At 59.5% G+C, this 24,447-nt stretch carries 32 protein-coding genes; 11 read left to right on the top strand and 21 right to left on the bottom strand.

Translation table 11 applies throughout. The features are described from left to right. Positions 1 to 14 precede the first annotated feature (14 nt). Positions 15 to 1,127 (top strand): mandelate racemase/muconate lactonizing enzyme family protein, encoded by a 1,113-nt coding sequence (locus VE934_RS06840; RefSeq protein ID WP_324885676.1) that lies wholly within the window; start codon positions 15 to 17, stop codon positions 1,125 to 1,127. Between the two features lie 11 nt (positions 1,128 to 1,138). Further along, positions 1,139 to 1,663, top strand: coding sequence for a gluconokinase (locus tag VE934_RS06835; protein ID WP_324885674.1), 525 nt, complete (start codon positions 1,139 to 1,141; stop codon positions 1,661 to 1,663). 53 nt (positions 1,664 to 1,716) lie between these two features. Here VE934_RS06835 and VE934_RS06830 read toward each other — a convergent pair whose 3' ends face one another. Both VE934_RS06830 and VE934_RS06825 read right to left on the bottom strand, forming a co-directional pair. Continuing rightward, positions 1,717 to 2,226, bottom strand: coding sequence for an epimerase (locus VE934_RS06830; RefSeq protein ID WP_324885672.1), 510 nt, complete (start codon positions 2,224 to 2,226; stop codon positions 1,717 to 1,719). Between the two features lie 61 nt (positions 2,227 to 2,287). Then, positions 2,288 to 3,991 (bottom strand): DEAD/DEAH box helicase, encoded by a 1,704-nt coding sequence (locus VE934_RS06825; RefSeq protein ID WP_324885670.1) that lies wholly within the window; start codon positions 3,989 to 3,991, stop codon positions 2,288 to 2,290. Between the two features lie 252 nt (positions 3,992 to 4,243). On the opposite strand from VE934_RS06825, the gene ettA reads away from it, so the two are divergent. Continuing rightward, positions 4,244 to 5,905 (top strand): energy-dependent translational throttle protein EttA, encoded by a 1,662-nt coding sequence (gene ettA, locus VE934_RS06820; RefSeq protein ID WP_324885668.1) that lies wholly within the window; start codon positions 4,244 to 4,246, stop codon positions 5,903 to 5,905. 14 nt (positions 5,906 to 5,919) lie between these two features. Continuing rightward, positions 5,920 to 6,456: a DUF1415 domain-containing protein gene (locus tag VE934_RS06815; RefSeq protein WP_324885666.1), complete on the top strand. Its 537-nt coding sequence runs from the start codon at positions 5,920 to 5,922 to the stop codon at positions 6,454 to 6,456. Here VE934_RS06815 and VE934_RS06810 read toward each other — a convergent pair. The 3 genes from VE934_RS06810 to gstA are packed head-to-tail and all read right to left on the bottom strand — an operon-like array spanning position 6,453 to position 7,719. Then, positions 6,453 to 6,854, bottom strand: coding sequence for a nuclear transport factor 2 family protein (locus VE934_RS06810; protein WP_324885664.1), 402 nt, complete (start codon positions 6,852 to 6,854; stop codon positions 6,453 to 6,455). The genes VE934_RS06815 and VE934_RS06810 overlap by 4 nt on opposite strands. Position 6,855: 1 nt before the next feature. Continuing rightward, positions 6,856 to 7,089: a 4-oxalocrotonate tautomerase family protein gene (locus VE934_RS06805; protein ID WP_324885662.1), complete on the bottom strand. Its 234-nt coding sequence runs from the start codon at positions 7,087 to 7,089 to the stop codon at positions 6,856 to 6,858. 21 nt (positions 7,090 to 7,110) lie between these two features. Further along, positions 7,111 to 7,719 (bottom strand): glutathione transferase GstA, encoded by a 609-nt coding sequence (gene gstA / locus VE934_RS06800; RefSeq protein ID WP_324885660.1) that lies wholly within the window; start codon positions 7,717 to 7,719, stop codon positions 7,111 to 7,113. 104 nt (positions 7,720 to 7,823) lie between these two features. Between gstA and VE934_RS06795 the strand changes: the two genes are divergently transcribed. Continuing rightward, the gene (locus VE934_RS06795; protein ID WP_324885658.1) at positions 7,824 to 8,756 is read left to right on the top strand and encodes a LysR family transcriptional regulator; all 933 of its coding nucleotides are present in this window, start codon (positions 7,824 to 7,826) and stop codon (positions 8,754 to 8,756) included. On the opposite strand, the gene VE934_RS06790 is transcribed toward VE934_RS06795, so the two are convergent. Then, positions 8,753 to 9,616: an AraC family transcriptional regulator gene (locus tag VE934_RS06790; RefSeq protein WP_324885656.1), complete on the bottom strand. Its 864-nt coding sequence runs from the start codon at positions 9,614 to 9,616 to the stop codon at positions 8,753 to 8,755. The genes VE934_RS06795 and VE934_RS06790 overlap by 4 nt on opposite strands. A gap of 124 nt (positions 9,617 to 9,740) precedes the next feature. On the opposite strand from VE934_RS06790, the gene VE934_RS06785 reads away from it, so the two are divergent. Then, on the top strand, positions 9,741 to 10,499 hold the full coding sequence (locus VE934_RS06785) for a hypothetical protein (protein WP_324885654.1): 759 nt from the start codon (positions 9,741 to 9,743) through the stop codon (positions 10,497 to 10,499). Between the two features lie 2 nt (positions 10,500 to 10,501). After that, complete coding sequence (locus tag VE934_RS06780) at positions 10,502 to 10,987, top strand: peroxiredoxin family protein (RefSeq protein WP_324885652.1); 486 nt, start codon at positions 10,502 to 10,504, stop codon at positions 10,985 to 10,987. On the opposite strand, the gene VE934_RS06775 is transcribed toward VE934_RS06780, so the two are convergent. The 9 genes from VE934_RS06775 to VE934_RS06735 all read right to left on the bottom strand — a co-directional run bounded on the left by VE934_RS06775 (position 10,984) and on the right by VE934_RS06735 (position 18,111). After that, complete coding sequence (locus tag VE934_RS06775; RefSeq protein WP_324885650.1) at positions 10,984 to 11,367, bottom strand: VOC family protein; 384 nt, start codon at positions 11,365 to 11,367, stop codon at positions 10,984 to 10,986. The genes VE934_RS06780 and VE934_RS06775 overlap by 4 nt on opposite strands. 123 nt (positions 11,368 to 11,490) lie before the next feature. After that, complete coding sequence (locus VE934_RS06770; RefSeq protein WP_324885648.1) at positions 11,491 to 11,778, bottom strand: hypothetical protein; 288 nt, start codon at positions 11,776 to 11,778, stop codon at positions 11,491 to 11,493. 152 nt (positions 11,779 to 11,930) lie between these two features. Next, positions 11,931 to 13,250 (bottom strand): TAXI family TRAP transporter solute-binding subunit, encoded by a 1,320-nt coding sequence (locus VE934_RS06765; RefSeq protein ID WP_324885646.1) that lies wholly within the window; start codon positions 13,248 to 13,250, stop codon positions 11,931 to 11,933. Between the two features lie 126 nt (positions 13,251 to 13,376). Next, positions 13,377 to 13,778 (bottom strand): hypothetical protein, encoded by a 402-nt coding sequence (locus tag VE934_RS06760; RefSeq protein ID WP_324885644.1) that lies wholly within the window; start codon positions 13,776 to 13,778, stop codon positions 13,377 to 13,379. Beyond that, positions 13,775 to 14,128, bottom strand: a complete 354-nt coding sequence (locus VE934_RS06755) for a heavy metal-associated domain-containing protein (protein ID WP_324885642.1) — start codon at positions 14,126 to 14,128, stop codon at positions 13,775 to 13,777. Before VE934_RS06755 ends, VE934_RS06760 begins: the two co-directional genes overlap by 4 nt. A gap of 187 nt (positions 14,129 to 14,315) precedes the next feature. Beyond that, positions 14,316 to 14,951: a hypothetical protein gene (locus VE934_RS06750; protein ID WP_324885640.1), complete on the bottom strand. Its 636-nt coding sequence runs from the start codon at positions 14,949 to 14,951 to the stop codon at positions 14,316 to 14,318. An 86-nt stretch (positions 14,952 to 15,037) separates the two neighbouring features. Further along, positions 15,038 to 15,427 carry a hypothetical protein gene (locus VE934_RS06745; RefSeq protein ID WP_324885638.1) on the bottom strand — a complete coding sequence of 130 codons (390 nt, stop codon included), beginning with the start codon at positions 15,425 to 15,427 and terminating at the stop codon, positions 15,038 to 15,040. 30 nt (positions 15,428 to 15,457) lie between these two features. Further along, positions 15,458 to 15,907, bottom strand: a complete 450-nt coding sequence (cueR, locus tag VE934_RS06740; RefSeq protein ID WP_324885636.1) for a Cu(I)-responsive transcriptional regulator — start codon at positions 15,905 to 15,907, stop codon at positions 15,458 to 15,460. Next, positions 15,904 to 18,111 (bottom strand): heavy metal translocating P-type ATPase, encoded by a 2,208-nt coding sequence (locus VE934_RS06735; protein ID WP_324885634.1) that lies wholly within the window; start codon positions 18,109 to 18,111, stop codon positions 15,904 to 15,906. The genes cueR and VE934_RS06735 overlap by 4 nt, the downstream gene beginning before the upstream one ends. 200 nt (positions 18,112 to 18,311) lie before the next feature. Between VE934_RS06735 and VE934_RS06730 the strand changes: the two genes are divergently transcribed. Beyond that, entirely contained in the window at positions 18,312 to 18,503 is a 192-nt protein-coding gene (locus tag VE934_RS06730) for a heavy-metal-associated domain-containing protein (protein WP_324885632.1), read from the top strand. Here the strand turns inward: VE934_RS06730 and VE934_RS06725 are convergent. Then, complete coding sequence (locus tag VE934_RS06725) at positions 18,488 to 19,273, bottom strand: phosphatase PAP2 family protein (RefSeq protein WP_324885630.1); 786 nt, start codon at positions 19,271 to 19,273, stop codon at positions 18,488 to 18,490. The two genes, VE934_RS06730 and VE934_RS06725, sit on opposite strands and share 16 nt — an antisense overlap. 282 nt (positions 19,274 to 19,555) lie before the next feature. Between VE934_RS06725 and VE934_RS06720 the strand changes: the two genes are divergently transcribed. The 3 genes from VE934_RS06720 to VE934_RS06710 all read left to right on the top strand — a co-directional run bounded on the left by VE934_RS06720 (position 19,556) and on the right by VE934_RS06710 (position 21,008). Continuing rightward, positions 19,556 to 19,939, top strand: a complete 384-nt coding sequence (locus tag VE934_RS06720; RefSeq protein ID WP_324885628.1) for a TraR/DksA family transcriptional regulator — start codon at positions 19,556 to 19,558, stop codon at positions 19,937 to 19,939. Between the two features lie 203 nt (positions 19,940 to 20,142). Further along, entirely contained in the window at positions 20,143 to 20,460 is a 318-nt protein-coding gene (locus tag VE934_RS06715) for a cytochrome C (RefSeq protein ID WP_324885626.1), read from the top strand. A gap of 122 nt (positions 20,461 to 20,582) precedes the next feature. Continuing rightward, positions 20,583 to 21,008: a hypothetical protein gene (locus tag VE934_RS06710; RefSeq protein ID WP_324885624.1), complete on the top strand. Its 426-nt coding sequence runs from the start codon at positions 20,583 to 20,585 to the stop codon at positions 21,006 to 21,008. A 14-nt stretch (positions 21,009 to 21,022) separates the two neighbouring features. Here the strand turns inward: VE934_RS06710 and VE934_RS06705 are convergent, their stop codons facing one another. The 5 genes from VE934_RS06705 to VE934_RS06685 are packed head-to-tail and all read right to left on the bottom strand — an operon-like array spanning position 21,023 to position 24,426. Beyond that, positions 21,023 to 21,376 carry a copper-binding protein gene (locus VE934_RS06705; protein WP_324885622.1) on the bottom strand — a complete coding sequence of 118 codons (354 nt, stop codon included), beginning with the start codon at positions 21,374 to 21,376 and terminating at the stop codon, positions 21,023 to 21,025. 10 nt (positions 21,377 to 21,386) lie between these two features. Continuing rightward, on the bottom strand, positions 21,387 to 21,869 hold the full coding sequence (locus VE934_RS06700; RefSeq protein ID WP_324885620.1) for a DUF411 domain-containing protein: 483 nt from the start codon (positions 21,867 to 21,869) through the stop codon (positions 21,387 to 21,389). A 19-nt stretch (positions 21,870 to 21,888) separates the two neighbouring features. Next, positions 21,889 to 22,383: a cupredoxin family protein gene (locus tag VE934_RS06695; RefSeq protein WP_324885618.1), complete on the bottom strand. Its 495-nt coding sequence runs from the start codon at positions 22,381 to 22,383 to the stop codon at positions 21,889 to 21,891. A gap of 16 nt (positions 22,384 to 22,399) precedes the next feature. Then, positions 22,400 to 22,972, bottom strand: a complete 573-nt coding sequence (locus tag VE934_RS06690; protein ID WP_324885616.1) for a Spy/CpxP family protein refolding chaperone — start codon at positions 22,970 to 22,972, stop codon at positions 22,400 to 22,402. Between the two features lie 20 nt (positions 22,973 to 22,992). After that, entirely contained in the window at positions 22,993 to 24,426 is a 1,434-nt protein-coding gene (locus VE934_RS06685) for a copper oxidase (RefSeq protein ID WP_324885615.1), read from the bottom strand. Positions 24,427 to 24,447: the final 21 nt, after the last annotated feature.

Raw genomic sequence — 24,447 nt, 5'->3', positions numbered from 1 at the left:
CTTTAAGGATCACCATGAAGATCAAATCTGTTCGTCCCTTCATCCTGCATGTGCCTGTCACAGGCTCGCAGATTGCCGACAGCACCCACAGCATTTCCCATTGGGGGGTGGTGGGTGCGCAGATTGAATCAGATGACGGCCTGACGGGTTATGGATTCACGGGCACCCATGCGCATTTGCCCAGCGATCAGCTCATCACGCGTTGTATTGAGACTTGCCATGCACCTCTGCTGATCGGAGAGGATGCGGGGGACATCAACCGCTTGTGGCAAAAACTCGCGCGCAACTCCGCACTGCAGTGGGTGGGCCGCGCCGGCGTTGTCACGCTGTCACACGCCGCCATTGACCTGGCTTTGTGGGACCTCAAGGCCAAGGCTGCGGGCCAGCCTTTGTGGAAGCTGCTCGGCGGGCAGGTGCGGGACAAAGTGCGTGCCTACAACACGGACATCGGCTGGCTCAGCATCACCGATGACAAGCTGGTTGAGGGCGCCCAACGTGCGGTGGAGCAGGGCTTTACCGGACTCAAGATCAAGGTGGGGTCGACGGTCGAGCGCGACTTGCGGCGTCTGGCCTCGGTGCGCAAAGCCATTGGCCCGGACGTGACACTGGCCATTGACGGCAATGGCAAATGGGATTTACCCACTTGCCAGCGGTTTTGCCGGGTTGCGCAGGAGTTTGATGTGTTCTGGTTCGAAGAACCCTTGTGGCACGACGACGTCAAGAGCCATGCGCAGCTGGCACGCGCCACCCCGATCCCGGTGGCCCTGGGCGAACAGCTTTACACCGTTGATGCGTTTTCAGAGTTCATCGCCCAACAGGCCATTGCCTGGGTGCAGCCCGATGTGACTCGTCTGGCCGGGCTGACCGAGGTGCTGCGGGTGTGCGAGACCGCGCATGCTTTTCACTTGCCCGTCGCGCCGCATGCGGGCGACATGAGCCAGGTCCATGTGCATCTGTCGTACGCGCACTCTGCCTGCGAGGTGCTGGAGTTCATTCCGTGGATCAAGGACTGCTTTACCGAACCGGCTGAGGTGGTGGACGGTTATTTCCGCCGACCTGAACTACCCGGTGCCAGTACCACGCCAACACCCGCGGCATGGGCGCAATTTCGCCAGGCGACGGGTTGAACAATCCTGCGATGAATTCCAGCATTTTTGTGGTCATGGGTGTCAGCGGCTGTGGCAAAAGCACCGTCGGCGCCCGGCTGGCCGCGGCCTTGGGCTTTCCCTTTCTCGAAGGGGACAGTCTGCATTCGGCCCGTAACGTCGCGAGCATGGCAGCGGGTTTTCCTTTGAGCGACGAGGACCGGGAAGGGTGGTTGCGGACGCTGGCTGAACATATTGCAGACGCCCGCGCTGCGGGTCGGGGGCTGGTGGTGTCCTGCTCCGCCTTGAAGCGCGCTTACCGCGACATTCTTCGTGAGGGTGCTTCCGACCTGCATTTTGTGCATCTGCATGGGGACCACGCCTTGCTGGAGGCGCGTATGGCGGCACGTACCGGGCATTACATGCCTTTGTCGCTGCTCGGCAGCCAGTTGGCGACGCTGGAAACGCCGGGCGCAGACGAAGACGCGCAGCAGTACGACATGGCGATGGAGACGGATGCGATTGTGACGCGGGTGATGGCCCACTGGCCTGCAACTCGATTGCTACTAAAACAATAGCAATGTTACGCCGCCCTTCAAGGGCGAAGTGCCAAAATCATTCAAACCCGGAGTCACCCAGGCTGCATGGCACCTGATAACAGCACGTGGTTGCCAGTTGGTCCGGAATCTACCGCGCTGACCAGCGCATTCGCCACATCGGCCGCAGCAATCGCGCGGTAGTTGGCAGGAATCAATGGTTTGAACAGCGTCATGGCCACCAGCGCCGCCTTTTCACCGGGGCGTGTGGATTGCGCAAGCGCTTCCCGGTCGCCTTTAAGCAGCGATGGTCGCGCAAAAATAACCGCCTCGTAACCCATCTGGACGACCGCCTCTTCCATCTCGCCCTTGACGCGGTTGTAAAACACGGTTGAACGGGCGTCAGCACCCATGGCGCTGACAATGCCGATGCGTGTGGCACCGGCAGCACGAGCTGATTGCGCCAACGCGACCACAGCATCAAAGTCAACAGCGCGAAACGCCTGCTGGCTTCCTGCCGTTTTGATGGTGGTGCCCAGCGCGATAAAAACATCATTGACCGCTGGCGGGACAAACCCGCTCAGCGAATCAGTGACATGGGCCACCAGCTTGGGGTGTGATGAGCCCGGGGCGCGACGGCCGACGGTGTGAACCGTCCGCCACGATTTACCTGCCTGTATACGAGCCAGAATTTCCCGACCGACCAGACCCGTTGCTCCGGCCACCAGAGCCACCCGAGCGTCCGCCGCCACCGCCGCCGGCTGGACGGCCACCGCCGCCGCCTCCGCGGTAGTTGCCTCGGTTGCCGCCCGTGGGCTGGCCGGAAGATGGGAAGCCGGAGGAGACATGGCTGGTTGGTTGGGCGTCATCATCGCGCTCCTGCGTGTGGCGTGGGCGGGGAGGTTGTGCGTTCGGGTTGCGTGCCTGGTGTTGCGCAGGCTGGCCACCTTGTGAATAGCCGGAATTTTGACGCGGCTGGCCGCCACCTTGCGGCTGGCTACGGCCACCACCGTTACCGCCGCCATTGCGGCCACCGCCGCCGCCACCATTGCCGCCGCCTGCGTTGCCGCCACGGCCGCCTTGCGGCTTGGTTTCGCGGATACGCGTCATCATTTCGCTGCGTGCCGCCTTGGCGGCTGCCTGCATCACGTCGCGGCCAGGCGGTTTGCCCAAGCCGCCCCAGATCGTCTGACGACCCATGGCCAGCGGCTCGGCTTTTTCGCCCGGCTCGGCTTCAAAGCCGGCGACGATGACTTTTTCAATGTTTTGCTTGGTGAAGCGCTCGATGTCCTGCATGAAGCCTTCCTCGTCCAGACATACCAGGCTCACAGCCTCGCCGCTGTTGCCGGCGCGGCCGGTACGGCCAATGCGGTGAACGTAGTCTTCGCTCACGTTCGGGATTTCGTAATTGACGACGTGTGGCAGCTCGTCAATGTCAATGCCGCGGGCGGCAATGTCAGTGGCCACCAGCGCACGGATGCTGCCGCTTTTGAAGTCTTGCAGCGCTTGCGTGCGGGCGGTCTGGCTCTTGTTGCCATGCAGCGCCATCGCGGGGATGCCGTTTTTGGTCAAATGCTCAGCCACATTGTTGGCGCCGAACTTGGTGCGTGTGAACACCAGCACCTGGCTCCAGTTGTGCTCGTTGATGATGTGTGTGAGCAGGGCTTTTTTCTTGCCACGGCCGACCGGGTGAATGGTCTGCGTGATGCGCTGCACCGTGGTGTTGCGCGGCGTGACCTGAATGCTCTGCGGGTTTTTCAACAGGCCATTGGCCAGTTCACGAATTTCATCGCTGAAGGTTGCGCTGAACAATAGCGACTGCTTCTGCTTGGGCACCAGGGCCAGTACCTTCTTGATGTCGTGGATGAAACCCATGTCCAGCATGCGGTCGGCTTCGTCCAGCACCAGGATTTGCACCTGGCTCAGGTCCAGCGTGCCCTGGCTCGCGTGGTCCAGCAGACGGCCTGGGGTGGCCACCAGAATGTCAACACCGCGGCGCAGTTTCTCGATCTGCGCGCCCATGCCGACACCGCCGAACATGACCATGGATGAGAGTTCAAGGTACTTGCCGTACAGGCGCACACTTTCCTCGACCTGGGCGGCGAGTTCGCGTGTCGGGGTCATGATCAGGCAACGCACGGCATTGACGCCGCGCTTGTTTTTGAGGGACGGCTCGGAAGACAGGCGCTGCAGCATGGGCAGCACAAAGGCTGCAGTTTTGCCGGTGCCGGTCTGGGCGCCGCCCAACAGATCGCCACCTGCAAGCACAGCGGGAATCGCCTGGGCCTGGATGGGCGTGGGTGTGTCATAGCCTTGCTCAAGCACGGCTTTAAGAATGGCCGGGGCCAAGTTCAGATTTTCAAAAGTCATTGGTAGTGCACCGCTTTGGGTGCTAAAGATCGGCCAGTCGGGGGCTTGTGAAGGCCTCCGCCAGTGAAAGGCAGACGGGTAAAAAAGTCAGGCTGGGCACCCAAACTGTCACCGAAGGTGTGCCTAAATGTTGCAGGCAACTGGAGCCGGCAACCTGGGTATTGTCGCATGGAACGATAATCAGGGGCTTGCCGCAAATTCCAGCAGAACTGCGGACCCCTTTTTCCTTCTCCTTCAATCAGAAACTATTCGATGGCCCAGTACGTATTCACCATGAACAAGGTCGGCAAAATCGTGCCGCCCAAGCGTCAAATTCTCAAAGACGTGTCCCTCAGCTTTTTCCCCGGCGCCAAGATCGGCGTGCTGGGTACCAACGGCTCCGGCAAGTCCACGCTGCTCAAGATCATGGCGGGCCTGGACAACGAGATCGAGGGTGAAGCCACCCCGATGCCAGGCCTCAACATCGGCTACCTGCCGCAGGAACCCAAGCTCAATCCGGAGCACACCGTGCGCGAAAGCGTTGAGGCTGGCATGGGCGCGGTGTTTGCTGCCAAGGCGCAGCTGGAGGCCGTGTACACCGCCTACGGCGAACCCGATGCTGACTTTGATGCGTTGGCCGCCGAGCAGGCGCGTCTGGAAGCCATCATCGCGACATCGGGCACCGACTCGGAGCACCAGCTGGAAATTGCTGCCGACGCACTGCGCCTGCCACCGTGGGATGCGGTCGTTGGTGTGTTGTCGGGCGGTGAAAAGCGCCGTGTCGCCCTTTGCAGTTTGCTGCTGTCCAAGCCCGACATGCTGCTACTTGACGAGCCGACCAACCATTTGGACGCCGAATCAGTGGACTGGCTTGAGCAGTTTTTGCAGCGCTACCCCGGCACCGTGGTCGCTATCACCCATGACCGCTACTTCCTGGACAACGCCGCCGAGTGGATTCTGGAGCTGGACCGTGGTCGCGGCATTCCATGGAAGGGCAACTACAGCACCTGGCTGGATCAAAAAGGCGAGCGTCTGGCCCAGGAGCAAAAGGGCGAAGAAGCCCGTGCCAAGGCATTGAAGAAAGAGCTGGAGTGGTCCCGTCAGAACCCGAAAGCGCGTCAGGCCAAAAGCAAGTCACGTTTGGCCCGTTTTGAAGAACTGTCCGATTTTGAATACCAGCAGCGCAACGAAACACAGGAGATCTTTATCCCCGTGGCCGAGCGTCTGGGTAATGAAGTCATCGAGTTCAAAAACGTCAGCAAATCCTTTGGTGACCGCCTGCTGATCGACAACCTGAGTTTCAAGGTGCCAGCGGGCGCCATCGTCGGCATCATTGGCCCCAACGGCGCCGGTAAATCGACGCTGTTCAAATTGATTGCCGGCAAAGAGCAGCCCGACAGCGGCGAAGTAGCGATTGGTAAAACCGTTCGCATGGCCTTTGTGGACCAGCACCGTGACGATCTGGCCAACGAAAAAACCGTCTGGGAAGACATCTCCGGCGGTCTCGATCTGCTGACCGTTGGCAAGTTCACCATGCCGAGCCGCGCTTATGCAGGCCGCTTCAACTTCAACGGCGCTGACCAGCAAAAACGCGTGGGCATGTTGTCCGGCGGTGAGCGCGGTCGCCTGCACCTGGCCAAGACCTTGATTGCTGGCGGCAACGTGCTGATGCTCGATGAACCGTCGAACGATCTGGACGTGGAAACCCTGCGCTCGCTTGAGGATGCACTGCTCGAGTTTGCGGGCTCCATCATGGTGATCAGCCATGACCGCTGGTTCCTGGACCGGATTGCCACGCACATCCTTGCCGCCGAGGGCGACAGCCAGTGGACCTTCTTCGACGGCAACTATCAGGAATACGAAGCCGACAAGAAGAAACGTCTGGGTGAAGAGGGCGCCAAGCCCAAGCGCATGCGCTTCAAAGCATTGCACTGATCAGCACCGTTGCGATGACAGATCAGGCGGTTCTGGATGCCACAAAGCACTGGCTGGAAAAAGCGGTCATCGGCCTGAACCTTTGCCCGTTTGCCAAAGCGGTGTACGTGAAGAACCAGGTTCGCCTGGTGGTCAGTCACGCCCGTCACGCCGACGACTTGCTTGAAGAGCTCGACAAGGAGCTCGATCTGCTGGTGGCCACACCAGCCGAAGAGATCGACACCACGCTGCTGATTCACCCCACGCTGTTTGACGATTTCCTGGACTTCAATGATTTCCTTGAAATCGCTGAAGGTGTGGTGGATGAACACGAGCTTGAAGGCGTGATTCAACTTGCCAGCTTCCACCCGCAGTTTCAGTTTGATGGCACCGAGCCCGACGACATCAGCAATTACACCAACCGCGCACCTTTTGCCATCCTGCATTTGCTGCGCGAGGAAAGTGTGGAGCGTGCGGTAGAGGCCTTCCCGGAAGCGGAAGCCATATTTGAAGAGAACATCAAAACCCTGGAGCAACTGGGTCACAGCGGCTGGAAGAAGCTGGGACTTTAGGCGTTGCCGGGCGCGGGCTCAAGCTCATAGTGAAAAACCTTGGCAATGATTTGCCAGCGGTTTTCAACAAACACCATGCTCAGCAGGTCCGTGAAATGCTTGGGCACGATTGAACACTGCACCTTTGCAAGCGCAGTGACAGGGCCGACGAAGTCAATGGACACGATGCGATCTGTCCGCGCATCTCCCCGGCTTGCGGGAGAGACGCGTTTATCCACGATGGGAAAGTACTCGGCCATGCCCATGGTGAGCAGTTCCCCGTCCGTGGCGCAGGCGTAAATCGCGGCAGGGTGAAAGACCTGCCTGAGCAGTTGGGTGTCGCAGCGGTACAAGCCCTCGAAATAATTCTTGAGGACTTGACTCACCGCTTGGGCGGCGTTGTTGTTGACTGGGTTCATCTCATGCTTTCGTAGTTGCCATGGGCATAGCGGCCAGCTGCTGCCTGCGCAGCGCAGTCACACTTTGACCAGCCACCCCCCAGTTGTCGGTGTCAACTTCTTCGATCACGACAAAGGTCGTGGCTGGGTCTTTGCCCAGGACGCGCACCACCAGTTCGGTGGCGCCGGCAATGAGCTCTGTCTTCTGTGCGGGGGTGACCCCCTCGCGGGTCACCTGGATATGGATGTAGGGCATGGGGGTCTGTTTTTTGTTGGCTTAGGCGGGCAAGCCTTCGGCTTTCAACGCATCGCTGACTGCTGGCCGGGCGGCCACGCGGGCGAGGTAGCGCTGAAGGTTGCCAAGATCCGAGAGATCCAGCGCGACATATTTGCTCCAGCCTGCCACGGTGAACAGGTAGGCGTCGGCGACGGTGAATTCCTCGCCAGTGAGGTAACTGCTGCCAACCAGTTTGCTGTCCACCCATTCAAACTTTTTGCGCAGCAGCGCAGCGTGCAGTTTTTTGGCGCCTGCGTCGAAGGCTGCGTTGAACAAGGGGCCAAACGATTTGTGCAGCTCGGACGTGATGTAGTTTTGCCATTCCATGACCCGGTATCGCGCCAGGCTTCCGGCGGGCGGCATCAGCTTTGTGTTGCTGGCCTTGTCGGCAATGTACTGGCAGATGACCGGGCCCTCGCTGAGCGTGCTGCCGTCGTCGAGGACCAGAAACGGGACCTGCCCTTTGGGGTTGATGCTGTAGTAATCCACACCTGCTGCGGTCAAGTGTCGCGCGGTGTCGACTTTTTCCAGGGTGAAGGCGCTGCCGCTCTCAAGCAGGGTGATGTGTGGCGCAAGGGAACAGGCGCCGGGTGCGAAATACAGTTTCATCGAAAAACTCCTGAGTGTTGGTGGAAGAGATGAGGCAGTGTATTGATTACTTGCACGTCGATAAATATGAGATCATTCATTTCAGTAATTACACGAAGGAACGAATGGCCCGTCATTTTGATGACCTTATGCTGGGGAGCCTGGAGCTGTTCTGCCTTTCAGCGGAGCTTGAAAGCTTTACGGCTGCCGCTGCCTCCGCAGGACTCACTGCTGCTGCGGTGAGCCGGTCTATCTCCCGGCTGGAGGCGCGTCTTGGTGTGCAGCTTTTTGCGCGCACAACGCGGCGTGTGCGCCTGACCGAAAGTGGGCGAAGCTACTTTGAGCAGTGCCGCCTGACGCTCAGTCAGTTGGTGGAAGCGGAGCGGGAAATATCAGGCAAGCAAAAGTCGCCCACCGGTGTTGTGCGAATGAGTTTGCCTACTTCCTTCGGCCACTTTCGCATTCTTCCCTTGCTGCCCGAATTTCGTCAGCTCTACCCGGCGGTCCAGCTGGATCTGCACCTCAGCAACCGCAATATTGACTTTGCGGCGGAGGGGTTTGATCTTGCCGTGCGCGGTCGCATTCCGCCTGACTCAGGATTGATTGCGCGCAAGCTGGAAGACGCCAGGCTTGTCGTCGTTGCGGCGCCAGATTATTTGCGCAGGCGTGGCACACCTCTTGCACCCGGGGACCTGGCTGCGCATGACTGCATTCAATTCCTGCTGCCGCGCACAGGCCAGCGGGTGCCATGGGTGCTGCACCAGCAGGGGCGCGAGCTGGAACTGGTCACGCATGGCGGCATACAGTGCTCTGAGGACATCCTGGGCCCCGTCACCCTGACGCGCCATGGCGGTGGCTTGCTGCAGACGGCGCATTTCATGGTGGAGCCAGATTTGATGCAAGGCAGTCTGGTGGAGGTGATGCAGGACTTTGGCGGCTCAGTGCGCGCGTTTTCCCTGCTCTACCCGGCCAATCGCCATATGCCCCAGAGTGTGCGCGTGCTGATTGATTTTCTAGTGCAGCGTCTGGCGGTCAGTGTGCAAGCAACCGCATCCTAAGTTTGCTTCTTGATCCAGTCACGGGGCGGCATGCCCGTGGTTTGCGCGAAGGCCCGTGAAAACGACGAGGCGCTGGCGTAACCCAGGGTTTCGGCCACGGCCTTGATGGACTGCCCGCTGCGCAACAGAGCTTGCGCAATCGAAACCCGCCAGCGCAACAAGTAGTCGGCAGGCGTTTCACCCACCTGGTCCTTGAAGCTCGCGGCGAAGGTGCTGCGTGACATCCCCGCTTGCTCTGCCATGGACTCCAGTGTCCACGCGTCACCGGGGCGCTCGTGCACGGCCACCAGCGCGCGGGCCAGGCGGGGGTGGCCCAGGCCGGTCAGCATCCCCTTGGGAAGGCCTGCCTTTTCAGGATGATCAAGCAGCCAGCGCAGCAGTTGCAACAGCAACACTTCAAACATGCGATCGGCCAGCAGCCGCTGCCCACAGCGCAAGCGCTCCGTTTCAGAAAAAAGGAGGGCCAGCGTGTGATCCAGACCGTCAACCTCGCGCAAGGGCAACACGATGAGAGCTGGCAAGGCGCAAGCGAGCGGATGACTGGCGCCGCCTTCGAAATCGAGCGTGGCGCATACGAAGTCCGAGCCATCCTGCGGTGCATTGTGAAAGTTATGCGCGAGTGGGCGCGGGTAGAACAGCAGCGTGGGTTCATTCACCACCACCCTGGTTGGCGCGCCGTGCCTGGGCTTGTGCGTCACCACCATGCTGCCGCGCCGCAGCACATGCAAAAAGCCGCGGCCTCGTTCTGCCGCAAAGTGACTCACGCCGCACAAAGGCCCCGTGTGAAACAGATGCGCCCGCACCCTGAAGCGCTCAAGCAGGGAGGACAAACGGTCGACGGGCGCGCTGTGGTCCGGCATTTGATTTGGACGAATTGGGTGTTTATACGGATGAAATGTGTCAATTGGTATGGATTCTCCCACGACACTGCCTGGGTGCGCAAGGAAGCGCGCTTTGTTTGTTTATCACCTCAAGGACACCACCATGACATTCCACCCCTCCCGCCTCTGCATCGTAATGGCTCTTGCCATTTCGGCATCTGCTGCTCCCGCTTTTGCGCACGGTCACGCACACAAGGGCGGCATTCAAAGCCAGCCCGCCAAGTCGGTGACAGCCGCGTTTGACATCGTGCACACCAAAATCAGCACTGAGGGAAATAACGCCGTCTTCCATATCGCCGTGTCGGGCAAAGCGGGCGCGAGCAAACTGGCGCGCACCGGCAAGCTTGCGGGCAGCAAGGTCTTCTCCTATGTGTGGCCAACCACCATGGACCCGGCAGTGGTCGGATTTGAAGGCAAGAGCGGCATTCTTGCCTTTGCTGTGACTTCACATCCGGATTTCGACGACACGCCCTTGTTCGATGAGAACGGCGACGGCGATCCAAAGAACGACGGCAATGTCTGGCACTCACACTGGGTAGTGTTGCAGCCAGATGACGCCTGCGGCAAGGGCGCGTTGAAAGTGGTGGACATTCCCGAAGGCAGCAAGCCACGTTTGCCCAAAACCTGGCCCGGGCTTCCGATTCTCATCGACAGCCCAGGCTGGAGCCCGATCTTCAAGGGAAAGACGCTGGAAGTGCGTGTGCCTTTTGATGACATAGGCGCGGTCAACACAGCCGGTTTTGACGGTGTGACCGCTGCCCTGCGCGTCAACGCCAGCGTTCACAACCCGTTGCTGTGCGTCGCCAATGTATTCAAAGTCGGCTCGGGCGATTTGTCTTTGCCCGGCAAAGTGAACCAGTAAGTATGAGCGCCACTTGGGAACTGGCGCCCGCGCTGCAGATCAGGCAATGGCTCAACACGCCAGAGCCCATTAGCCTGGAAGGCCTGCGCGGGCGCGTGGTGGTGTTGCATGCTTTTCAGATGTTGTGCCCGGGCTGCGTCTCGCAGGGGATCCCGCAGGCCAAGCGCATTCAGGCCGCGTTCCCTGCCGAGGACCTGATCGTCATTGGTCTGCACACTGTGTTTGAACACCACGCCGTGATGAACGCCGAGGCGCTGCATGTGTTTGCGCATGAGTACGGCTTGTCATTTCCGATGGGGATTGACCAGCCAGCAGAGCGTGGGTCAGTGCCACTGACCATGCAGGCCTATGCGTTGCGGGGCACACCCAGCCTTATCGTTCTGGACAGGGAAGGGCGCATCCGTCTGAACCACTTCGGGCACCTGGACGACTTGCGGCTCGGCGCATTGTTGGGGCGGCTTGTAGGGGAGCAGCCCGCACCAGACTAAGCGCCGCTGCCGTATGGCCGGGTGATGATCTCGAGGGAGTGGCCGTTCGGGTCACTCCAGTAGAGGCCACGCCCGCCGTCGTTGTGGTTGACCTGGCTGGCTCGTTGATGCCCCGGATCAGCCCAGTAGGGGAGCTTGCGTTCACAAATCCGACCCAAAATCGCATTGAACTCTTCTTCGCTGACCAGGAAGGCGTAGTGCTCCACCGTGATGTCGCCATCGTGTGTGAGGAAGTCAAGCGTGACCCCGTTGTCCAGTGCTACTGCATGGAAGGGGCCGAAGCGAACCGGCGCCGGCAGCCCCAACATCCCGGCAAGAAACGTTGCCGAGGCCAGAGAATCACGCGCGTGAACGATGCTGTGGTTCAGCTGGATAGACATGGCGTACCTACTTGCTGTAGCGACGCACCGAAGTGCCGTTTGAGTATGGAGCTACCAGCAAGTGCGTCTTGGGTCTGCCTGCAAAAGCTGTGGCGAAAGGCCAAGGCCCGGCGCTTATTCACTTCATGCGGCTGACTGCATGGGTTGCGCGCAGACGAAGGTTGCAGACATATCCATGCTTTCTGTTGCCGAGGCCTCGACACCCTGGGTGAGAGAAGCAAGCCTCGATAGCTCCATCCCGTCGGCTCTCCACTGCTCGAATTCCTCCGCAGTGGGCGCAGGGCCCGTTTTGTCCATATAGGCATTGATTCTTGTAGTCAGCGCCGCATACCGCCAGCGAATGCGCTGGGTATTGAGTTGATCATTCTCAATTGCACTGATCAACGCGCGTCTAACAATTTCGTTTGCCATGCCAATATTTTCAGACAAATTTTTACGTCATCGTGATGACCTGGAACGGAAAAGTGAAAAATCTGGAAAAATGGAAGTCGTCCTACATTCGTGAATCAAGCACTCCTACGCGGATCTGATTTTTTGAGAGGGATTGCGCGTGCAACCCCGGGTCAGAGTCGTTGCAGCTTCTTGCGCACCAGGTGAATGTTGCTGCGCAGCGCATACAACTCATTGGTGTACGACAGGGGTACGCTGATCTTTTCTGCGCGGGTTTCCAGGGCGTTGAGTTCCTCCAGCAATGCCTGGTTGTCGCCGGTGCTCTCAATGCGGTTTTCAATGTCCCTCAGCTGGCCGTACCATTTGAAAATCCGGGAGCGCACCCGAAACTCGTACAGCGGCGGCACGATGCGTGACAGCGGCAGCATGATGGCGATGATGATGCCCATCACCAGCCACATGCGTTCGACCAGATTGGCCACCCAGAACGGCAGGTAGCGTTGCAAAAACGGTTTGTCGTTTTTGATGCTGCGTTCGGCTTCTGCAGAGATAGGCAACTCGTTGTTCGCCAGATTGGGGTACTCACGAGCGCGCTTGAACCAGCCTGAGCTGCTGTGAATCTGGTTGCCCGCCTGTACAAACAATTGAAGCAGAGCGGGGTGAGTGGTTTGGCGGGTGATGAGCGCAGTGGTGGGCGCGACCAGGCGCACGTCCTGCGCCGGAATGTTGGCCGCCAGATCGACCACGCCACGCGGCAACAGGGCAGGACTCAGAAAGGCAAAGCGGCGCGAGTAAGCTTCGCTTTGCGGGAAGTCCATGAGTTTGACGCCCGGCGTTTGCAGCAGCATTTGCACCATCAGCGATTCGGGCGCGGAGGCAAACACAATCGCGTCGATCTTGCCTTCCAGAAAAGCCACGGTGGCTGGCGTTTGTTCAAGCTCGGAAGTTTTTAGCGTGGTGATGTCGACCTTGTTGCTCTCGAGCAGCTTGTTCATCAGGCTGGGGATGCCGCTTCCAGCTGTGCCGATGTTGATGCGCCAGCCCTGCAACTGCGTTAAAGAATTCAGGCCACCGGCGGGCGCTGCTTTGCGCGCCGCTTCTTCGCGGTAAAACAGCCACACGGGTTCTACAAACAGGCTGCCCAGCGATTCAAGCTTTTCTTCGTCTTCGGGCTTTGTGTCGCCGGTGCCACCCTGGACGAAGCCGAGGTCGGCCTTGCCATCGCGCAGTAGTTGCAGGTTGTGCGCTGAACCCTGTGAGGGCAGGAGGGTGACCTCGATGCCGTCCTCTGCCAGGATCTTGGCGTACCGTTTGCCAAACTCTTCATAGGCGCTCTGGGCGGGGCCGGTGGCCAGCGTGACGCGTTTGGGTGGGTTGGGGTCCAGCCACCAATACGCCAGCAGCAGCAGGCCAATGGCCAGCACCAGAAAAGGCCCGACCGAGACCGCCAGATCGCGCAGGGAACACAGGGTGTAGCGTATGGTTTTGCTCATCGTGGCAACCATAGCACGGGCCGCAGGGCCGGGGGCCGCCTCGCGCTGGTAGTTGTTAACAAAATTGGCACCATGCCCTTTATTGACGGCAATAGTTTGCTACATATTCAGTAGCAGTGGCAGGGGTCATGCCTCTTGCAACCAAGGTTGAACGAAGGCAAACCAGCCGCCCATGGCGTAGAGCACGACGCTGACCGTATAGACCCGTGCCGAGTTTTTTCGAGTGCTCAGACAGGCCTGACGCAGCGCAGGGTCAACCGGGCAGGGCGCAAAGCGGTTTTTCCATTGCAGCGCACCGCCGAGTGCGAGCATTGCGCCCGCTGCGGCAAAAATCTCAAGCTTGTACTCACTGATCCAGACCAGCCCTGGCATAACAGCGATCAGAGAGGACAGGGCCGCACCGGCGCCTACGGCCACCAGCAGGGCTGGCAGCGCGCAGCAGATCAGCGTGCCCGAGCTGGCCAACAACGCGACCCAGGAAGACCAGACGGATGCCTGGCCGGCTGGATCAGGGCCTGGCGCTGTCATTTGCCTTTAACTTTCATCTGCGCCTTGATCTCTGCCACGGTTTGCGCCACCGTTTCAAGTTTGGTCACGTCATACCCGGCTTCCTTGATCTCGTGGCTGATGGCTTTACCGTCCAGCGTCTGGCCGTCTTTGGCCTCAACCACCACAATTTTCTTCTTCAGGTCCACCAGGACGGCCTTGGTTGCCGGCATGCCGGACAGGCGTTTTTCAATGCCTTGCGCGCAGAACGCGCACACCATGCCGTTGACGGTGGCTTTGATTGTTTCTGTGGCAAATGCGGAGGAAAAAATGGCTGTAGCCAAGGTAGTACCTGCGCAAGCAGCTATGAATTTGATAGTGAGCGTTTTCATGATGAATTCCTTTGTTGGTAAGAAGCCGGTGAACCTTTGAGGCGTCATTGCGGACGCCGGATCAAGTCCGGGGCAGGCCCGATCCGCAATCCATGCTGCGCGGGCCCGGTCGTGGCTCATGCGGCATGGATCCCGGGTCGCGCCCGGGATGACAGGTTGGGAAGGGCGTGGTTATGTGCAGGGGTGATCAAAAGATGTACATAAAGTTAAACCTGCCCTGCTTCATGTTGTTGATGCCAAGCTCCACAAAATAGCTTTTATGAATCAGCCGCAGCATGGGCGTGATTTCGGTTTTTTCTGACAGGCCGCGCATGCGCCGGGCTTCGACGATGAACCAGGGCTGGATCTCGTCGTAGTCAACTTCGTAAAACGAAAAGCCGGTGCGCACCGACGCGTAATCGTGCTTGATACCCGGCGCACGGTACAGGCGCACCGTGCCCGACACATACACGCGTGTGGTTTCGTAGTCGGCGGAGATGCCTGGCGCGAACATGGTTTTGCTGCCCGCAAAATCATTGCCGCGTATCGGGCCCACGCCGCCTATAAACCAGAGGTTGGCCTGCGAGTGTTCGCCGTTGATGCGGTGCAGCAGCCGGGTGTAGCTCAGCTCAGCAAACTCGCGCGTCAGACGTTTGCTGTCAGACCGCATATAGACGCCGCCCGCGCCAAAAGCGTCGCGCGGTGTCACCGCATGGTTGAGCCAGCCTTCCTGCCAGTTGGGGCTGAAATCGCCCATGGCCATGGTGCTGTCCTTGAATCCCATGGGACCGGCTTGCGCCGACAAGGCGACGGCCAGGGCCAGTGCGCTAAAAAATAGCTTCATTCCTGTCTCCAGAAGAACGGCGGCGCAGCGGCCACCGCTTTAAAAAGCGTCTACCAATCACGGCAGACGCACTTCGGGCGTGGAGATCAGGAAATAGGTGGTTTGAGGCTGAAAACGTTGTCAGCGCTGCTAAAGCGGATACCTGTGCCAACAGGACCCGAATGCGCTGAATGGGAGCCGGTCGGGAGATCGGTCCAGGTGAACGATGCCAGGGCCAGGCAAAGCTGGCAGGTATCGCAGTCTGCGCAGAGTTTGCCGCTCTTACCTTGATCGGCAGCCTTATCGCCTGGGGTCTGCTGGCTGGCGCTGCCATCCTGGTCTGCGGCTTGAGCATGCATGGGGCAGTCCGCCGGCATGGCCTGTTGCGCAATCGTGGCTGCCGCCCGCTGCGCGGCCATGTCTACCGCCATCGCATTGCCCACCCAGCCGCGCACGGGCAGCAGGGCAATGAGAAGGGCAAGAAGCAGATGGCGCATGGAGAAATGACAAGTTGAACAGGCGAAAGTTCAATGTTTTCCGGCGCAGGCCTCGTGGCCGAGCGCATCCAGAATCGGGCAATCGGGTCGGTGGTCGCCCTGACAGCCCTTGATCAGGTGGTCCAGCGTGCGCTTCATGGCTTCCATTTCCTGCATGCGCCTTTTCAGATCGTCCACATGCCTGGTCGCAATTCGCCGCACGTCTGCGCTGGATCTTCGCCGGTTTTGCCAGAGTTTGAGCAGGTCGGCGATTTCGGCCATGCTGAAACCCAGGTCGCGCGAGCGCTTGATAAAGCGCAGGGTATGCACCTCTTTGCCTGTGTACTGCCGGTAACCCGAATCGGTACGGCCAACCTGGGGCAACAGGCCCAGCGACTCGTAGTGCCGCACCATTTTGGCGGACACGTCTGAGCGGCGTGCGGCTTCACCGATGTTGAAAGGGCCGTCGTTGAAGCTTCCATCGTTAAGGGTTTCAGTCATGTGTTGCTTCCTTTCCAGCGGCGCAGCATGAGTGCGTTGGTCACCACGCTGACACTGCTGAGTGCCATCGCCGCGCCCGCGATCATGGGATTGAGCAGGCCGAATGCTGCCAGTGGGATGCCCACCACGTTGTAGACAAAAGCCCAGAACAAATTTTGGCGAATTTTGGCGTAGGTGCGACGCGAAATATCAATGGCGTCGGCGACCAGTGCGGGGTTTCCGCGCATCAGCGTGACGCCTGCAGCGTGCATGGCCACGTCCGTGCCGGTAGACATCGCAATGCCCACATCCGCCGCGGCCAAAGCCGGCGCGTCGTTGATGCCGTCGCCCACCATGGCCACGGTCGCACCGGCCGCCTTGAGTTCGCCCACAATCCGGGCTTTGTCTTCCGGCAAGACTTCGGATCGGATCTCATCCAGGCCCAGCAGCTGGCCCACCGCTTGCCCGCTGCCCGCGTTGTCACCGGTGACCAGAACCGACCGCACGCCCTGTGCGCGCAGTCTGGCAACGGCCAGCGCGGCTGTCGGCTTGATCGTGTCGCCAAAGGCCAGCAGCCCCAGCAAGGCAGGTTGGTCCGTCAGATCGGCGACCCAGGAAACCGTGCGGCCTTGCGCCTGTAGTTCGTCTGCTTGTGACTGCAGGGCGCTCAGGTCTACTTTGAGCTCATGCATGAACCGTGTACTGCCCAGACGCAACTTACGCTGCCCAACCACGGCAGCCATGCCCCGGCCTGCTATGGCGCGGACTTCGGATGCCGGCATCAATTGCAGCCCGTCACGTTGGGCAGCATCAAGCACGGCGCGCGCCAGCGGGTGTTCGCTACCGGCCTGGATGGACGCGCCAGCCACCAAAAAAGCAGCTCGGTCGCCATTGACGGCTTCAGCTGCCACCAGCTCGGGCTTGCCTTCGGTGAGCGTGCCGGTTTTGTCAAACGCAACCACCGTCACCTTGTGCGCAACTTCCAGTGCCTCGGCGTCCTTGATCAAAATGCCGTGGCGCGCTGCGACGCCGGTCCCGGCCATGATGGCTGTTGGCGTGGCCAGGCCCAGGGCGCATGGACAGGCAATGACGAGTACCGCAACGGCGTTGAGAATGGCCGTTTCCCAGTTGCCTGTACCCAATCCCCAACCCAGTACGGTCAGAAGGGCAATGCCAATCACCACGGGCACGAACACTTCACTGACCTTATCGACCAGCCGCTGGATCGGCGCTTTTTTGGCTTGGGCCGACTCCACCAGCCGCACGATACGGGCCAGAGTCGACTCTGCGCCTATGGCGGTGGTTTTCACCACCAGCAAACCTTCTGCGTTGACCGAACCGCCGGTGACCTTGTCGCCTTCATGCTTGGCGACCGGCAGGCTTTCGCCGGTGATCAACGATTCATCAATCTGGCTGGCACCCTCCATCACCACGCCGTCCACCGGCACGCGCTCGCCGGGTTTGATGACCACCAGGTCGCCGTGAATTAGCTGGCTCACAGCAACTTCTGTGTCCTTCCCATCGCGCCGCAGTCGCGCGGTTTCTGGTTTAAGCGCATTCAGGGCCCGGATGGCCTCTGTGGTCTGGCGTTTGGCTCTGGTTTCCAGCCACTTGCCCAGCAATACCAAAGTGATCACGACGGCCGAGGCTTCAAAGTAGAGGTGTGGCATGCCGTGATTGGCGTGACGCAGCATCAGGTACACGCTCAAGCCGTAACCGGCCGAGGTGCCCAGCGCCACCAGCAAATCCATGTTGCCGGCCCGCGCCTTGACGGCCTTCCAGCCTGAGCTGTAAAAGCGGGCGCCCAGCCAGAACTGAACCGGCGTGGCCAGCGCCAGCTGAACCCAGGCTGGCAACATCCAGTCCGCGCCGAAGAAGCCCGCGATCATGGGAATCATCAGCGGCACGGATAACACCGCCCCAACGGCTACAGGCCACCACGGATTGGAAGGTGCTGGAGTCGCGGATCCGTCCGCACCGCTTGCCGCCGGACGCGCGGTGTAGCCGGCTTTTTCAACGGCCGCGCGAAGTACCTCAAAGCTCACGGCAGGGGAGGCCGTGATGCTGGCCCTTTCTGTGGCGAGGTTGACGTTGGCCTCGCTGACGCCTGGCACTGCGGCCAGCGCCTTCTGAACCCGCCCCACGCACGAGGCGCAGGTCATGCCTTCAATAGGGAGTTCCCATTGGGTCTGTTTGCTGTTGTTTATTTGGCTGACGGAATTCATTGCGATGGTGTCCACGTTTGCTCCCTGGCGGTGTTGCCTTGGCAGGCGATACCTCCATTCTTAAGCTTGCCACCATGGTAAGGTCAAGCGATTACTTGCGATTTCCACTTTCAAAATGGGGGCATCACACAACGCAGATTGACCTTGCCATTGTGGCAAGGTCTAAATTCAGGGCTTCCAGTCTTTTCAGGAGAACCCAAATGATTGAATTCGAAATTAAAGACATGAGCTGCGGCCACTGTGTCGGTGTGGTCACTCAAACCGTTAAACTCGTTGATCCCGATGCAAAGGTCGAAATTGACCTGGGTGCGAGGAAGGTGAAGATCGAATCCGACGAGGATCGCTCTGCGTTCGTCGAGGCCCTGACCGGCGCCGGTTACCCCGCCACTTGACGCGCCATCCGACGTGCCTGCCGGTGCTGAAACCAGGTGTGGATTCCAACCACGCACAGGGTTAGCCAGGCGACAGCCACCGCAAAGCCGCCGAGGACGTCACTGAGGTAGTGCACACCCAGATAGACGCGGCTGAATGCAACCAGTGCAATCATGGTCAGCGCCACAGCAACAATGAACAAACGCAGCGGCCAACCCCTGGTCCGTATGACAAGCATGGTGGCGATGACGCCGTAAAACACGGTTGCAGCGACCGCATGTCCACTGGGAAAGCTGTAGGTGACCAGCGAGAGAAGAGGCTCATCGAAAGTCGGCCGAGCCCGCTGAAAGGACAGCTTCAGCACGATGTTGAGCAGCATGCCGCCGGGGACGGCAAGCAACAGGCTGAACAGCCATACCCAGTTTCGCCGGTACAGCAGAACAAGCGAGAGACCCAATACCACCGCGCTCAACACCCAGGGGTCATGCGTGTGTGAAACGGCCAGCATGATGCGGGTCAGCGTGGGGTCTGCACGGATGTGGAGCCACTGAGAAAATTGCACGTCGAGCACAGTCAAGGGGTCCCCGGTGACCACATCCTCAGCGATGCGGCCAAAAAGCCAACTGGCACCCATCAATACCGCAACACCTAAAGTCAGTTGCAAGCCCAGATAGCTCCCCGGCGACAGCCGCGCCTGCAGAAAGGAAAGCGGCCTGGCGTACCTGTGGCGCAGGGCCAGGGCGCGTGGCTGTTCAAGCTGGGTAGCGATCCACCTGCGCAGTTGCCGCACGGGAGTCCTTGTTACACACCGCGGCGCGGTTTGGTTTGTTGAATGTAGCTGCTTGCCAATCGGCAGGGCGTCAGCGCCTTTGCGGGTCGGGTGTAGGCCGCATCCGCTGGATGCACAGGTCGATTGAGGGCTCATGGATGCCATGACTTCGAACCTGTTTTTCCGGATGTCGATATGGACACGGGTTGATGACCGGCGCCGCGCAAACGCCAGAGTTTGAGCCAGATCAAAGTCTTTTGCGGGTGAGGGCCCAAAAATGGGTCAACACCATTGAGGTTTCCTATGAACACATTCAGCGCGGGCATGGAGCCCTCATTCACAAAGCGGCTGGCCCAAAGAGAAGCCGAACTGCGCCATGTGCTTGAGTCTGCGAACAATCTCATGCGGGAGGACAGTGAGGCGGCGACGCATGGTGTTGTCGACTTCAAGGACGTTGCGGCTACGCAGTCATTGGCCACCGTAGAGGACGTCACCGCTGAACATGCAGCGCGTGAACTGGAAGATGTATTGGCCGCGCAACGCCGTCTGGCTGATCACAGTTATGGCAACTGTGCAGACTGCGGCGAGGCGATTGATCTGGGCCGCCTGATGGCCTTGGCTGCCACGCGCTTTTGCACCGCTTGCCAAACCATCCATGAGCGCGATCCCCGCGCTTTACGTCGCTGATCTTTCCTGGTCACGGGCGGGCGAGCCTTGGCACGGCACTCGCATCGCTTTGCGATGCTGTGTGATGAATTGATCTTCGTCAACATCGCGGCGGAGGAAGCTTTCATACTGGACCGATAGACCTGAGCTCGGGCAGGTCAACTCCGACGACCCAGGCGTGCACCGGTTCGATCCGGCTTCCCAGGTCTCAACGAAAGCCCCTCATGACTTCCACGCGCCTAATTGTGTTGTTTATGACCTTGATGGGAGCCAGTGCCATGTCGGGCGCCCAGCAGGCCCCTCCAGCGCGTGGGGAGTTGCTGTACACCACCCATTGCATCGCTTGTCACACGACCCAGATGCATTGGCGCGACAAGAAGCTTGCCCATGACTGGGATAGCCTGAAATTCCAGGTGGGTCGCTGGCAGGGCAATGCCGGTTTGCAGTGGACGGATACCGATATTGTCGAGGTCACGCGATACCTCAATGACACCATTTACCGGTACCCCCCAGCAGGCGGCCGCGTGAGTGCCAGCAGATGAGCCGGAAACGTCTTCCCCTCTTTCAAGGCCGATCCCCGCGGGCAGCGGCATTTGCGTTATCCAGTTCTCTGCCAGCGACAGCCCAACGTTGGGCAAATTTTCAAATCCACCAGGAGCTTCTTATGAAAACGCCCCATCTTCTCGTTCTGGCCCTCGTCGCGCTCAGCTTGTCCGGATGCGCGACTCAGCGCGACCCACACGCGGGGCATTACCCCGCAAGCACCGCATCCAGCCCGGCACGGGCCGATGGCGCAAAAGACGGTGCCAATGTCATGCGCATGGAGGCCCATACGAAGGCCATGCGCCTGATGCATGAGCGGATGGCCGCAACCAAAACTCCCGAAGAACGTGCAGCCCTGATGGCCGAGCACGCAAAGACGATGCGGGAAGGCATGGCCATGATGAATGGCATGGCCCATGGTGGCATGGGTGGCATGAAGGGCGACATGGCCATGCACCACCAGACCATGGAGAAACGCATGGAGATGATGCAGGCCATGATGCAAATGATGATGGACCGCCTCCCCTCGGCGCCGGGCAGCAAGTAGCCGGCGCAGGGTAATTACTTCGCCTGAATTTCTGTCACCACAATCGCGCCTGAGGTTTGCCCCGCGCTGAAGCGGATCTTGTCGCCGGCTTTCACTTTGTCCAGCAAGGCCGCGTCTTTGACCTGAAACACCATGGTCATGGCGGGCATGTCCATGCTTTTGATGACGCCGTGCTTGATGGTGATTTTCTTGGTGTCCTTGTCCACTTTTCGGACTTCGCCCTCTGCCATGTCAGCAGATGCCGTCGCCGCGGCGCTGTCCTTTTTGGCATCGGTGGCTGTGGGCGCGCCGGCATGAGACGCCGCATAAACAGAGGCCGCGCCAGCTGTCAGGGTTGAGAGAATCAGAAGGGTTTTAAGTTTTTTCATGGGATTTCTTTCAGGATTTGATAGAAGGTTTTGATGGGTAGGACTGATAGCTGCGCGTCTTGCCGTCTTCAAGAACCAGTAGGACGTCGTAGGCGTCCTTGCGCGCTTCGTAAATCGAGCCATCCATGCCGGGCGACCCGATGGGCATGCCGGGAACGGCCAGGCCAATGGCTTTGGGTCGCTCTTTGAGAAGGCGGTGTATTTCTTTGGCGGGCACATGGCCCTCGATGGCGTAGCCACCTACCAGTGCGGTATGGCATGAACCCATCTTCTCGGGCATGCGGAGGCGGGTGCGAGCTTCTGCATTGCCGCCATCGTGTGCTTTGACCTGAAAACCTTCGGCTTCCAGGTGTTTTATCCAGTCTTTGCAGCAGCCGCAGCCTGCATCTTTCCAGACTTCAACTTGTGGTTTTGGCTTGGCCATCACCATGGGCGTGAAGAAGGCTGCGCTTGCCACGCCAACTGCTGTTTGAATGATTTGTCGTCTTTGCATGGAGGACTCCTTGTGATGTTTATCGTGCGAGGACGCTGATCTTGCCGACCATGCCAGCCTGGTAATGGCCTGCAATCAGGCAGGCAAAGTCGAATTCACCAACGCGGTTAAAGGTCCAGATAAGGCCGCCTGCTTTGCCGGCAGCCACGTGGGCCATGTAGGGCTCGTCGTGCTCCATGCCCGGAAACTTCACCATCAGTGCGGCGTGTTCATCAAGCTCTTTTTTGGTGCCAATCACCAGTTCATGCAAGAGCTTGCCCTTGTTCTGGATGACAAAACGTACGGTTTCACCCTGTTTGAATGTCAGCTTGTCGGGCGTAAAGCGCATGTTGTCTGTCATGGTCAGGGTTACAGTCCGCTGGACTGCCTTTGCATCGCCCGCGATGCCCCATTCCTTTTGCTCCTTTTTTGCAGGCGCAGCTTTTTTGTCGTGTGCCTTTTCAGTGTGGGCCAAGGCGAGGGTGCTGGCGCTAGCGGCAAGCGACAGTAAAACAATGGAAATCAGTTTTTTCATGAAGGTCATTCCTGAGTCAGTGCTGGTGTTTGGAAGTGGATGAAGCGCCGGCCGAGCCGGCATAACCGCGCAGCTGGGCGTAGTGCTTGATCTGGTGGGGTGTCAGCAAACGGGTTTGCTGCAAATGAGTTTGCAGGTGTGAGTTGCGTAGCGCAGCCTGAAGCTGACCGATGCGCAGCGTCTGTGCCGCAAGTTGTGCATCATCAATACGCCGCGCCGCAAAGGCTTTGTCCAGCTCGCGCTCGGCCTCTACCAGTTGTTCACCCAGCGCTCTGGCCTCAGCTTTGTGTTTGAGCATCAGTTGCTCGCTCGCGGCTCTTTGCGTCGCCGTCAGTTCCAGCTGTTGTCCCAACTCCAGCGTGTGCATGGGGCCGGGGTAACCATTGAGTTCGGCTGCCCGCGCCTGTTCCATGCCCTTGCCGGCCAGCAGATCTTCGGTTTGCGTGCTTGACAGGGCCTTGATGTCGCGGGTCTGCTGACCGGCGTAGGGGTTGTCAGCGGCGCCATGTACATGTTGAGCAAAAAGGCCAGTCGTCCCCGTCGCCAGGGCGCAAGCAGCTATCAATTTAAGAGCAAATTTGTTTGACATGATGTTCCTTGTGTGAATATTCAATGCTTTGTGTGGTCCATCCCGCCCGCGCCACCCTTGACGGGTTTGCGGACCTGGACTTCAACTTCTTTGGCTGGCATGTTTTGCACCGGCATGGACTTGCCGCCCTGGGCGGCAAAACGCGCCGGGTTAGGTGTGGCACCCGTCCATTCGTAGGCCACCTCGCCCGCAGGGTGTTTGTACCAACCGGGGTCTTTGTAGTCGCCGGGTTTCTGGTTTTTGCGCACCTTCACCACTGAAAACATGCCACCCATTTCCACAGAGCCGAATGGTCCGGCTCCGGTCATCATGGGCGCGGTGTTGTCTGGCAGCGGCATTTCCATCTCGGCCATGTCGGCCATTCCCCGCTCGCCCATCACCATGTAGTCGGGAATGACGTTGGTGATGTCGCGCACGATCTTGCGATGGTCAACCCCGATCATGGTGGGCACGTCGTGGCCCATGGCGTTCATGGTGTGGTGGCTCTTGTGGCAATGAAAGGCCCAGTCGCCTTCTTCGTCGGCCAGAAATTCAATCTGCCGCATCTGGCCCACTGCCACATCCGTGGTCACTTCGTACCAGCGCGTTGATTTGGGTGTCGGTCCCCCATCGGTCCCTGTGACCAGAAACTCATGGCCGTGCAGGTGAATGGGGTGATTGGTCATGGTCAGGTTGCCCATGCGTATGCGCACCTTGTCATTCTTGCGCACCACCAGCGGGTCTATGCCCGGAAACACCCGGCTGTTCCAGCTCCAGATGTTGAAGTCCAGCATGGTCATGATCTTGGGTGTGTAGGCACCCGGGTCGATGTCGTAGGCGTTCAGCAGAAAGACAAAGTCGCGGTCCACTTCATCAATCAGCGGATGTTTGGCTTTGGGATGGGTGATCCAGAAACCCATCATGCCCATGGCCATCTGGGTCATTTCGTCGGCATGCGGGTGGTACATGAAAGTGCCCGGGCGCCGCGCCACAAACTCATAAACAAAGGTCTTGCCAACCGGGATTGCCTTTTGCGTTAGCCCCGAGACGCCGTCCATGCCGTTGGGCAGGCGCTGGCCGTGCCAGTGCACGCTGGTGTGCTCTGGCAATTTGTTGGTGACAAAAATGCGCACCCTGTCGCCTTCCACCACTTCGATGGTGGGGCCGGGCGACTGGCCGTTGTAGCCCCACAGGTGCGCCTTGAAGCCAGACGACATTTCGCGCACCACCGGTTCTGCCACCAGATGGAACTCCTTCACGCCCTGGTTCATACGCCAGGGCAGCGTCCAGCCGTTGAGCGTGACCACCGGGTTGTAAGGGCGGCCCGTGTTGGGCACCAGTGGCGCCATGGTGTCGGGCTTGGTCTGGATCATGGGCTCGGGCAGGGCGGCCATGGCCACCTTGCTCACCGCAGCAGCGGCCACCGCAGTTGTGATGGCTCCCGCGCCTGTTAGAAAGTTTCTTCTATTTGTCATGGCTGTTCTTTTGATTGGTTG

This window comes from Polaromonas sp., from assembly GCF_035638815.1.
In the GTDB taxonomy this organism is placed as follows: Bacteria; Pseudomonadota; Gammaproteobacteria; order Burkholderiales; family Burkholderiaceae_C; genus Polaromonas.
The sequence above is the reverse complement of the archived record's forward strand: the minus strand, read 5'-3'. Positions and strand labels throughout refer to the sequence as shown.

Coding starts and splice junctions, on each gene's coding strand:
- VE934_RS06840 (WP_324885676.1), top strand. CDS start 15: ATGAAGATCAAATCTGTTCGTCCCTTCATCCTGCATGTGCCTGTCACA.
- VE934_RS06835 (WP_324885674.1), top strand. CDS start 1,139: ATGAATTCCAGCATTTTTGTGGTCATGGGTGTCAGCGGCTGTGGCAAA.
- VE934_RS06825 (WP_324885670.1), bottom strand. CDS start 3,991: ATGACTTTTGAAAATCTGAACTTGGCCCCGGCCATTCTTAAAGCCGTG.
- ettA (WP_324885668.1), top strand. CDS start 4,244: ATGGCCCAGTACGTATTCACCATGAACAAGGTCGGCAAAATCGTGCCG.
- VE934_RS06815 (WP_324885666.1), top strand. CDS start 5,920: ATGACAGATCAGGCGGTTCTGGATGCCACAAAGCACTGGCTGGAAAAA.
- VE934_RS06810 (WP_324885664.1), bottom strand. CDS start 6,854: ATGAACCCAGTCAACAACAACGCCGCCCAAGCGGTGAGTCAAGTCCTC.
- VE934_RS06805 (WP_324885662.1), bottom strand. CDS start 7,089: ATGCCCTACATCCATATCCAGGTGACCCGCGAGGGGGTCACCCCCGCA.
- gstA (WP_324885660.1), bottom strand. CDS start 7,719: ATGAAACTGTATTTCGCACCCGGCGCCTGTTCCCTTGCGCCACACATC.
- VE934_RS06795 (WP_324885658.1), top strand. CDS start 7,824: ATGGCCCGTCATTTTGATGACCTTATGCTGGGGAGCCTGGAGCTGTTC.
- VE934_RS06790 (WP_324885656.1), bottom strand. CDS start 9,616: ATGCCGGACCACAGCGCGCCCGTCGACCGTTTGTCCTCCCTGCTTGAG.
- VE934_RS06785 (WP_324885654.1), top strand. CDS start 9,741: ATGACATTCCACCCCTCCCGCCTCTGCATCGTAATGGCTCTTGCCATT.
- VE934_RS06780 (WP_324885652.1), top strand. CDS start 10,502: ATGAGCGCCACTTGGGAACTGGCGCCCGCGCTGCAGATCAGGCAATGG.
- VE934_RS06775 (WP_324885650.1), bottom strand. CDS start 11,367: ATGTCTATCCAGCTGAACCACAGCATCGTTCACGCGCGTGATTCTCTG.
- VE934_RS06770 (WP_324885648.1), bottom strand. CDS start 11,778: ATGGCAAACGAAATTGTTAGACGCGCGTTGATCAGTGCAATTGAGAAT.
- VE934_RS06765 (WP_324885646.1), bottom strand. CDS start 13,250: ATGAGCAAAACCATACGCTACACCCTGTGTTCCCTGCGCGATCTGGCG.
- VE934_RS06760 (WP_324885644.1), bottom strand. CDS start 13,778: ATGACAGCGCCAGGCCCTGATCCAGCCGGCCAGGCATCCGTCTGGTCT.
- VE934_RS06755 (WP_324885642.1), bottom strand. CDS start 14,128: ATGAAAACGCTCACTATCAAATTCATAGCTGCTTGCGCAGGTACTACC.
- VE934_RS06750 (WP_324885640.1), bottom strand. CDS start 14,951: ATGAAGCTATTTTTTAGCGCACTGGCCCTGGCCGTCGCCTTGTCGGCG.
- VE934_RS06745 (WP_324885638.1), bottom strand. CDS start 15,427: ATGCGCCATCTGCTTCTTGCCCTTCTCATTGCCCTGCTGCCCGTGCGC.
- cueR (WP_324885636.1), bottom strand. CDS start 15,907: ATGACTGAAACCCTTAACGATGGAAGCTTCAACGACGGCCCTTTCAAC.
- VE934_RS06735 (WP_324885634.1), bottom strand. CDS start 18,111: ATGAATTCCGTCAGCCAAATAAACAACAGCAAACAGACCCAATGGGAA.
- VE934_RS06730 (WP_324885632.1), top strand. CDS start 18,312: ATGATTGAATTCGAAATTAAAGACATGAGCTGCGGCCACTGTGTCGGT.
- VE934_RS06720 (WP_324885628.1), top strand. CDS start 19,556: ATGAACACATTCAGCGCGGGCATGGAGCCCTCATTCACAAAGCGGCTG.
- VE934_RS06715 (WP_324885626.1), top strand. CDS start 20,143: ATGACTTCCACGCGCCTAATTGTGTTGTTTATGACCTTGATGGGAGCC.
- VE934_RS06710 (WP_324885624.1), top strand. CDS start 20,583: ATGAAAACGCCCCATCTTCTCGTTCTGGCCCTCGTCGCGCTCAGCTTG.
- VE934_RS06705 (WP_324885622.1), bottom strand. CDS start 21,376: ATGAAAAAACTTAAAACCCTTCTGATTCTCTCAACCCTGACAGCTGGC.
- VE934_RS06700 (WP_324885620.1), bottom strand. CDS start 21,869: ATGCAAAGACGACAAATCATTCAAACAGCAGTTGGCGTGGCAAGCGCA.
- VE934_RS06695 (WP_324885618.1), bottom strand. CDS start 22,383: ATGAAAAAACTGATTTCCATTGTTTTACTGTCGCTTGCCGCTAGCGCC.
- VE934_RS06690 (WP_324885616.1), bottom strand. CDS start 22,972: ATGTCAAACAAATTTGCTCTTAAATTGATAGCTGCTTGCGCCCTGGCG.
- VE934_RS06685 (WP_324885615.1), bottom strand. CDS start 24,426: ATGACAAATAGAAGAAACTTTCTAACAGGCGCGGGAGCCATCACAACT.